At 71.4% G+C, this 8,350-nt stretch carries 7 protein-coding genes; 2 read left to right on the forward strand and 5 right to left on the reverse strand.

Annotated elements, in window-relative coordinates; genetic code table 11:
- Nucleotides 1–430 (forward strand): DUF5995 family protein (locus IH13_RS0115240; RefSeq protein WP_031084732.1); only part of this gene is annotated, 430 nt, incomplete at its 5' end.
- 40 nt (nucleotides 431–470) lie between these two features.
- On the opposite strand, the gene IH13_RS0115245 is transcribed toward IH13_RS0115240, so the two are convergent.
- The 5 genes from IH13_RS0115245 to IH13_RS0115265 form a co-directional block, all read right to left on the reverse strand.
- Complete coding sequence (locus IH13_RS0115245) at nucleotides 471–2,162, reverse strand: flavin monoamine oxidase family protein (RefSeq protein WP_031084735.1); 1,692 nt, start codon at nucleotides 2,160–2,162, stop codon at nucleotides 471–473.
- 79 nt (nucleotides 2,163–2,241) lie between these two features.
- On the reverse strand, nucleotides 2,242–3,039 hold the full coding sequence (locus tag IH13_RS0115250; RefSeq protein ID WP_031084736.1) for a carbon-nitrogen hydrolase family protein: 798 nt from the start codon (nucleotides 3,037–3,039) through the stop codon (nucleotides 2,242–2,244).
- A 356-nt stretch (nucleotides 3,040–3,395) separates the two neighbouring features.
- The gene (locus tag IH13_RS0115255; protein ID WP_031084738.1) at nucleotides 3,396–3,851 is read right to left on the reverse strand and encodes an Lrp/AsnC family transcriptional regulator; all 456 of its coding nucleotides are present in this window, start codon (nucleotides 3,849–3,851) and stop codon (nucleotides 3,396–3,398) included.
- Nucleotides 3,852–3,957: 106 nt separating this feature from the next.
- Entirely contained in the window at nucleotides 3,958–5,418 is a 1,461-nt protein-coding gene (locus IH13_RS0115260) for an aldehyde dehydrogenase family protein (RefSeq protein WP_031084740.1), read from the reverse strand.
- Nucleotides 5,419–5,578: 160 nt separating this feature from the next.
- The gene (locus tag IH13_RS0115265; protein WP_031084743.1) at nucleotides 5,579–7,045 is read right to left on the reverse strand and encodes a GuaB1 family IMP dehydrogenase-related protein; all 1,467 of its coding nucleotides are present in this window, start codon (nucleotides 7,043–7,045) and stop codon (nucleotides 5,579–5,581) included.
- Between the two features lie 296 nt (nucleotides 7,046–7,341).
- Between IH13_RS0115265 and IH13_RS37560 the strand changes: the two genes are divergently transcribed.
- On the forward strand, nucleotides 7,342–8,350 hold a 1,009-nt coding region (locus IH13_RS37560; RefSeq protein WP_031084744.1), incomplete at its 3' end, for a terpene synthase family protein.

Raw genomic sequence — 8,350 nt, forward strand, 5'->3', positions numbered from 1 at the left:
GGACTGCTGGCGTCCGCTCTTCGCGTACCGGCGCCACCCCGGCGTCCGCCCGCTCCAGTTCGCCCTCGCCGGGATCAACGCCCACGTCGGACACGACCTCGCCCTGGCCGTGGTGGACACCTGCGGCGCGCTCGGCTGCGTCCCGGAGGAGCTGGAGGACGAGTTCCACCGCGTGGGCGACCTCCTCGCGGAGCTGGAGGAGCAGATCCGCGAGGAGCTGATGCCGGGGCCCGATCTGCTGGAGATCGCCGACCCGCTGACCCATCTGGCGGGCACCTGGAGCCTGGAGCGGGCCCGGGAGGCGTCCTGGGCGGCGGCCCGGGTGCTGTGGCGGCTGCGGGCGGTGCCCCTGCTCGCCGAGGAGTTCCGGGCGCGCCTGGACGCGGGGGTGGGCATGGTGGGGCGCCTCCTGCTCACTCCGTACCGCTGACACGTCTGCCCCGCCCGCTCTCCCCCGGGCGGCCCTGTCCTCAGTCCTCCGGCAGTTCGACCGGGGCGATCTCGTCGAAGACGTCGCCGGGGCCCGGGTTCGACGGGTCGGTGCCCCCGCCGAACTGGTGCATCACTCCCCAGACGGCGTTGAGCGCGGTCTGCACCGCGCCCTCCGCCCAGCCCGCGGTCCATGAGATGTCGTCGCCGGCCAGGAAGACCCCCCGCTTGTCGGCGGGCAGCCGGTCCTGCATGAAGTGGGTGAACAGCCGCCGCTGGTAGCGGTAGTGGCCGGGCAGGTTGGCCTTGAACGCGCCCATGAAGTACGGCTCGTTCTCCCAGGACACGGTGACCGGGTTGCCGATGACGTGCGAGCGGATGTCCACGCCCGGGTAGATCTCGCCGAGGGACTTGAGCATGACCTCCATGCGCTCGTTCGGCGAGAGCGGCAGCCCCTTCAGGCTGTCGTCGCACCAGGTGTACGAGAGGCAGATGACGGCCGGCCGGTCGGGGCCGTCGTCCAGGAGGTAGGTGCCCCGGGTCATCCGGTCGGTGAGCGTCATGGACATGGTGTCCCGGCCCGTCGCCGGGTCCTCGTCCAGCCAGAACGGCCGGTCCACCGGCACGAACAGCTTGGACGACTCCATGTAGTGGGTGCGCTCCATCGCCGTCCAGTGGTCGATCGGGAACAGCGCGTCGCCGCAGGCGATCTTGGAGAGGAGCAGCCAGGACTGGCCGGTGAAGACCACGGCGCGGTAGCTGCGGATGTCACCTGCGGCGTCGGTGACCGTGATCCGGTTCCCGGCCGTCCGGTCGAGCCGGGTCACCGCGGGCCGCGGGTCCCCGCCGTGCAGGGAGGCCAGCGACGTGCCGAGCGGCCAGTGCGTGATCTTCTGCGGCTCGCGGTCCCACAGCCGCAGCGGCAGTTGCTGGCTGCCGCCGACGATCCCGCGGTGGTGGTCGTCGGCCTCGGTGTAGACGACCCGGAGGATCTCCAGGATGGAGTTGGGGAAGTCGGTGTCCCAGCCGCCGGTGCCGAAGCCGACCTGGCCGAAGATCTCGCGGTGCCGGAAGGAGGCGAAGGCGTCCGAGGCGCAGAGGAAGCCGTAGAAGGTCTGGTTGTCGAGCTTCTCGACGAGCTTCGCCCAGATCTCGCGGATGCGCGGGACGTCGCGCTCGCGCATCGCCCGGTTCATGTCGGAGAAGTCGGCGCCTTCCTCCAGGCACGCGTTCCAGGCGGCGGCCACGTCGCGGTAGACCTGGGGCAGGTCGTCGATGGTCCGCGCGTAGTGCGAGGTGCCCTTGAGGTCCACGACGGTGGAGGGGGTGGCCGGGGACAGCGGGTTGGGGAACGGCTTCGTCTCCAGACCCACCAGGTCGATGTAGTGCTGGAGCGCCGTCGAGGAGGGCGGGAAGCGCATGGCCCCCATCTCGGCGGTCAGCGAGGGGTCGCAGCCCTCGAAGCCGACGGTCCGCAGCCGGCCGCCGATCCGGTCCGCCTCGTAGACGACCGGCCTCAGGCCCATCTTCATCAGCTCGTACGCGGTGATGATCCCGGAGAGCCCGCCGCCGACCACGGCGACCTCGGCCCCGTGCTCGGTGGCGGGGATCTGGCCGATGCCCGCGGGGTGCGCGAGGAAGTCGTCGTACGCGTACGGGAAGTCCGGCCCGAACATGGTGATCGGCGGCTGGGCGTCGGTGTGCTGGACGGCGTTGGGCACCGTGGAGGTCATGGGGTGCGGACTCCTTGGCGGATGACGGCGTGGGGTCGGTGGGAGGGGCCGTTCTCCCGTGGTCGCTCGGACCGGGGGCTCAGGCGAGCGAGCGGTACAGCGCGGGCCTGCGGTCCCTGAGGTACGGGTTGGCCGCGCGGGAGGCGTCGAGCAGGGCGGGGTCCACGTCGCCGACGAGGAGTTCCTCGCCGCGTCCCGCCCGGACCCGCGTGGTGCCGTCGGGGCCGGCCAGGCAGCTGAGCCCGGTGAACTCGAACTCGCCTTCCGGGCCGGTCCTGTTCACGTACGCGATGTACATCTGGCTCTCGAAGGCGCGTACCGGCACGACCGACTCGGCGACGAAGGGGAAGGGGTGCATCAGCGCCGTCGGCACCAGCAGCAGCCCGGTCCCGGCGAGCGCGTGCGCCCGGACGTTCTCGGGGAACTCGACGTCGTAGCAGATCAGCAGACCGATCCGTACGCCGTCCAGCTCGGCCTGGACCACGGGGCGGTCCCCGGGGGTGAACCAGCGCTGCTCGAACGGGCCGAAGAGGTGGGTCTTGCGGTAGTCGGCGAGCGCCGTCCCGTCCGGGCCCACGAGCCGTGTCGCGTTGAAGACCGGCTCACCGGAGCGCTCCGGGTAGCCGTAGAGGACGGCGATGCCGTGCCGTCGGCAGAGGTCGGACACGGCGCGCGCCGAGGGCCCGTCGGCGGGTTCCGCCAGGGCGGGGAGCGCGTCCCCCACGGCGTACCCGGTGAGGAACAGCTCGGAGGTCACCAGCAGCCGGGCCCCCGCGGCGGCGGCCCGTCCGGCCGCCTCGTCGAGCAGGGCGAGGTTGTGGTCCACGTGGCCGGGGCGTCCGGAGCTCTGGAGCAGGGCGGTACGCAACGACGGCATGGCTGACCTCGGACGGTGCGGGCGGGGCGGGGAGACGTATCGAAGGTACGGGGCCCCGCTCGTGCCCGGCAAGACGCGGACGTTGCGCGTCCACCGTCGATTCGTTGCGCGGAAGGCCCTTGCGGCGGTGATTCGTTGCACCGGGCGTCGTCGCAGGTCAGCAGGGTGATCCGGGTCGCTTGAAGCAGGCGTGCACCGGGACGCCTGGAGCAGGCGCCCACCGCCCGCCCTGACGCGGAGGCGGGGAGGGAGCGTCCCGGCTCACCCGCCCGCCAGGCCCCGTCCCGCAGCGCGCCGAGACGGAGCGGCCGGGGCGGCGGCCCCGTGGCGGGGCCCGGTCCCAGGGCCGTGCCGTGTCAGGCGGGCGGTCCCTGGGAGTAGCGGCGCAGCAGCGGCGAGAGCACCAGGACGGACTTGGTGCGCTCGATGTACGGCTCGCCCGCGATCCGTTCGAGCACCTGCTCGAAGTGGCGCATGTCGGCGGCGAAGACCTGGACGACCGCGTCGGCCTCCCCGGTCACGGTGGAGGCGGACACGACCTCCGGGAAGCGGGCCAGCCCCTGCTTGATCGCCTCGGGGGCGGTGTTCCGGCTGCAGTAGATCTCGATGAACCCCTCGGTCTGCCAGCCGAGCGCGCCCGGGTCCACCCGGACGGTGAAACCGGTGATGGCGCCTTCGGCGCGCAGCCGGTCCACCCGGCGCTTCACGGCCGGGGCGGACAGGCCGACGAGCGCTCCGATGTCGGCGTAGGAGCGCCGGGCGTCTTCGGCGAGGGCGTGGACGATGCGTTCGTCGAGGTCGTTCAGGCGCACGTCGGGTGGATCACTTCTCTGCGGACGGACTCGGGGGCGGCGAGGGCCGCCCCCGAAGTAGACCACGGGACCGCGGACCCCTCCGCGGCGAGGAGGTTCCGGCGGGTCAGAAGGGGAACCGAGAGCGGCCGTGCTGCACCGAGATCCACTTCTGGGTGGTGAAGGCCTCCACGGTCGCTTCGCCGTTGAGACGGCCGAGGCCCGAGCTCTTCTCGCCGCCGAACGGGACGATGGGCTCGTCGTGGACCGTGCCGTCGTTGATGTGGATCATGCCGGTGTGGATGCGCCGCCCCACCCGTACACCGCGCTCGACGTCGCCGGTGTGTACGGCGCCGCTGAGTCCGTAGGGCGTGTCGTTGGCGATCCGGACCGCCTCGTCCTCGCCGTCGAAGGGCACCAGCAGGGCCACGGGGCCGAAGATCTCCTCGTGCAGGACGGGGGAGCCGGCCGGGATGCCGGTGAGCACCGACGGGCTCACCAGGTTGCCCTCGGCGCGGCCGTGCAGCAGGGCCGTGGCGCCCTCCTCGACGGTGCGGTCGACGATCTTGGAGACCGCGTCGGCCTGCGAGGAGTTGATCAGGGGGCCGATGTGGGTGGCCGGGTCGGCGGGGTCGCCGACGCGCAGGGAGGCGACCTTGGCGACGAACTTCTCGGTGAACTCCTGCTCCACCGCGCGGTCGACGAGGATCCGGTTGGCGGCCATGCAGACCTGGCCCTGGTGCACGTACCGGCTGAAGACGGCGGCGTCGACGGCGTAGTCGACGTCCGCGTCGTCGAGGACGATCAGGGCGCTGTTGCCGCCGAGTTCGAGTACGGACCGCTTGAGGTGGGCCGCGCACACCGTGGCGACGTGGCGCCCGACCTTGTCCGATCCGGTGAAGGAGATGAGCTGCGGTACGGGGTGCTCCAGCAGGGCGTCGCCGATCTCGGCGATGTCGGTGACCACGACGTTCAGCAGGCCCGCCGGGAGGCCGGCCTCCTCGAACACCTTGGCCAGCAGGGTGCCGCCGCAGACGGGGGTGTTCTGGTGCGGCTTGAGGACGACGGCGTTGCCGAGCGCCAGGGCGGGCGCCACCGACTTCAGTGAGAGCAGGAAGGGGAAGTTGAAGGGGCTGATCACCCCGACGACCCCGACGGGCACCCGGTGGACGTGGTTCTCCTTGCCCTCCACCGGGGACGGCAGGATCTGCCCGGTGGGGCGCAGCGCGAGCTGGACGGACTCGCGGAGGAACTCCTTGGCCAGGTGGAGTTCGAAGGCGGCCTTGACATGGGTGCCGCCGAGCTCCGCCACGATCGCCTCGGCGATCTCCGCCTCCCGCTCCTCGACGACCCTCAGCGCCTTCTCCATCACGGCCCGGCGCGCGTAGGCGTTGGTGTCGGCCCACCCCTGCTGGGCCCGCTCGGCCGCCCGGTACGCCTGGTCCACCTCACCGGCGGTCGCGACGGTGATCGACGCGAGCTTCTCCCCGTCGTACGGGTTGAAGTCGATGATGTCCCAGGACCCCTTCCCCGGCCTCCACTCGCCGTCGATGTACTGAAGGGCCAGGTCGGTGAAGAAGGAAGACATGAGTTCCCTTACCGCAGTGGGGCGGGCAGCTGATTGCCGCTCATATTACTGAGAAACCACCGGAGTTGAAGGCGCCTTTTGGCCCTGTCGGCAGGCCGGGACACATGCCTGTGCCCCTCCCGGAAACCTCGCGGGAGGGGCACGTGGGACGTGGCGGGGATCAGTTCCAGCTGGCGTGCAGCGGCTTGCCCTCCGCGTACCCCGCGGCGCTCTGCACACCCACGACCGCCTTCTCGGCGAACTCCTCCAGCGAGCCCGCGCCGGCGTAGGTGCAGGACGAGCGGACCCCGGCGATGATCGAGTCGATCAGGTCCTCCACGCCCGGACGCGCCGGGTCGAGGAACATCCGCGAGGTGGAGATGCCCTCCTCGAAGAGCCCCTTGCGGGCACGGTCGTAGGCGGACTCCTCCGAGGTGCGGTTCCTGACCGCGCGGGCCGAGGCCATCCCGAAGGACTCCTTGTAGTACCGGCCGTCCGCGGACTGCTGGAGGTCGCCCGGCGACTCGTACGTACCGGCGAACCAGGAGCCGATCATCACGTTGGACGCGCCGGCGGCCAGCGCCATGGCGACGTCGCGCGGGTGCCGGACGCCGCCGTCGGCCCAGACGTGCTTGCCGTGCCTGCGGGCCTCGGCGGCGCACTCCAGGACGGCGGAGAACTGGGGCCGGCCCACCCCGGTCATCATCCGGGTGGTGCACATGGCGCCCGGGCCCACACCGACCTTGACGATGTCGGCGCCCGCCTCGATCAGGTCGCGCACGCCCTCGGCGGCGACGACGTTGCCCGCCACGACCGGCACCCCCGGATCGAGCGCCCGCACCGCGGCGACCGCGCTGATCATGGATTCCTGGTGGCCGTGGGCGGTGTCCACGACGAGGGTGTCCACGCCCGCGTCGAGGAGCTGCCGGGCCTTGCCGGCGACGTCTCCGTTGATGCCGACGGCGGCGGCGATCCGCAGCCGGCCGGCGGCGTCCGTCGCCGGGGTGTAGAGCGTCGCCCGCAGCGCCGCCTTGCGGGTGAGGATGCCGACGAGCCGGCCGTCCGCGTCGACGGCCGGGGCCAGCTTGCGGTTGGCGCCGTCGAGGGTGTTGAAGGCGTCGCGCGGATCGATGTCCGCGTCGAGCACCACCAGGTCCTTGGACATGACCTCGGACAGCTGGGTGAAGCGGTCCACGCCGCTCAGGTCGTGGTCGGTGACGACACCGACGGGCCGGTTCCCGGCGTCCACGACGATGCCCGCCCCGTGGGCCCGCTTGTGCAGCAGCGACAAGGCGTCGGCGACGGTCTGCCCCGGGGCCAGCACGATCGGCGTGTCGAGCACGAGGTGGCGCTTCTTGACCCAGCCGGTCACCTCGGTGACGACCTCGATCGGGATGTCCTGCGGGATGACGACCAGCCCGCCGCGGCGGGCCACGGTCTCGGCCATCCGGCGGCCGGCGATCGCGGTCATGTTCGCGACGACCAGCGGGATGGTGGTGCCGCTGCCGTCCGGCGAGGAGAGGTCCACCGCCTGCCGGGACCCGACCGCGGAGCGGCCGGGGACCATGAAGACGTCGTCGTACGTGAGGTCGTAGGGGACCGAGGGCGAGGCCGAGTGACGACCGGTGCCGGGCTCAAGGAAACGCATAACACTCATTTTTTCATACGAAACGGCACAGGTCGCCTCCCCGAAGGCACAGCAACGGACCCCCGCATTCGTATGTTCCTCCGAGGAGGACGACCGGGGGTCGGGACAAGCGGAACCTGCCTTACCCGGGGACCTTACCCGAACAGGATTCGACCAATCGTGATCACTAACCCTGGACCGGGTGACGGGGGGTCAGGTAGCTTCGCACCCGCAGGCCCCCCGTGGTAATCGGCGCACTGCTCACAGGTGCCCGGAACACCGTCACGCGTTCGACCGGAGAGGATCCAGATCCACCTGTGGAGAGCGAACTGCCTGACATCTACTGCCCGTTCCCGCAGCGGAGCAACCCGCACGTAGCGGCCACCCGCGCCCACCTCGACGCCTGGACGCGGTCCACCGGCCTGGTGCACCGGGAGTCGGCCAGAGCCCGCTTCGAGCAGGCCGACTTCGGCGCGTTCGTCGGCATGGTCCACCCGACGGCCGACACCGAGCACCTGAACCTCGTCGCCGACTGGTTCGTCTGGCTCTTCCTCGTCGACGACCAGCTCGACGACGGCCATCTGGGCCGCAGCCCCGAACGCGTACGCGACGTGGTGGCCCGGATGCGCGCCGTGGTCGAGGGCGGCGCTCCGCACCCGCTGCCCGGCGAGGAGCCACCGGCGGCCGTCGTCGCCCTCTGCGACCTGTGGGAACGCACGGTCCCGCGGGCCGCGCCGCACTGGCGCTCCCGCTTCGCCTGGCACCTGGTGACGTACCTGACCACCGCCACCACCTGGGAGACCCGCAACCGGGCCGAGGGCGTGGTGCCGAGCGAGGCGACGTACATAGCCAAGCGCCGCCACACCGGGGCGATCCACGTCTGCATGGACCTGATCGAGATCGTGGCCGGCATAGAGGCGCCCGAGTCGCTCCACAACGATCCCCGGTTCATCACCGCGCTGGAGGCCTCCTGCAACGTCGTCTGCTGGGCCAACGACGTCTACTCCTACGAGAAGGAGCAGGTGCTCGGCGAGATCCACAACCTCGTCCACCTGGTACGCCACCACCGCGGCTACGGTGAGCAGCGGGCGCTCGACCACGTCTGCGCGGAGATAGCCACGGAGACCGAGCGGTTCCTGACCGCCGAGGACGAGCTGCTCGACCTGTATCCGCAGCTGACGGACCTGCTCGTGCCGTATCTCGACGGCATGCGGAGCTGGATGCGCGGCAATCTCGACTGGTCGCGGCAGACCCCCCGCTACAACCCGGCAGCCGTCAGCCAGTACACGGCGCCCGGGGACTACCTGGAGGAGACGGTGCTCGGCC

Origin of the sequence: Streptomyces sp. NRRL WC-3549 (assembly GCF_000721935.1) — a bacterium.
GTDB lineage: Bacteria > Actinomycetota > Actinomycetes > Streptomycetales > Streptomycetaceae > Streptomyces.

Bases quoted from the DNA above. Each gene is read 5' to 3' on its own strand.
- IH13_RS0115245 (WP_031084735.1), bottom strand. From the start codon at position 2,162: ATGACCTCCACGGTGCCCAACGCCGTCCAGCACACCGACGCCCAGCCG.
- IH13_RS0115260 (WP_031084740.1), bottom strand. From the start codon at position 5,418: ATGTCTTCCTTCTTCACCGACCTGGCCCTTCAGTACATCGACGGCGAG.
- IH13_RS0115250 (WP_031084736.1), bottom strand. From the start codon at position 3,039: ATGCCGTCGTTGCGTACCGCCCTGCTCCAGAGCTCCGGACGCCCCGGC.
- IH13_RS0115265 (WP_031084743.1), bottom strand. From the start codon at position 7,045: ATGCGTTTCCTTGAGCCCGGCACCGGTCGTCACTCGGCCTCGCCCTCG.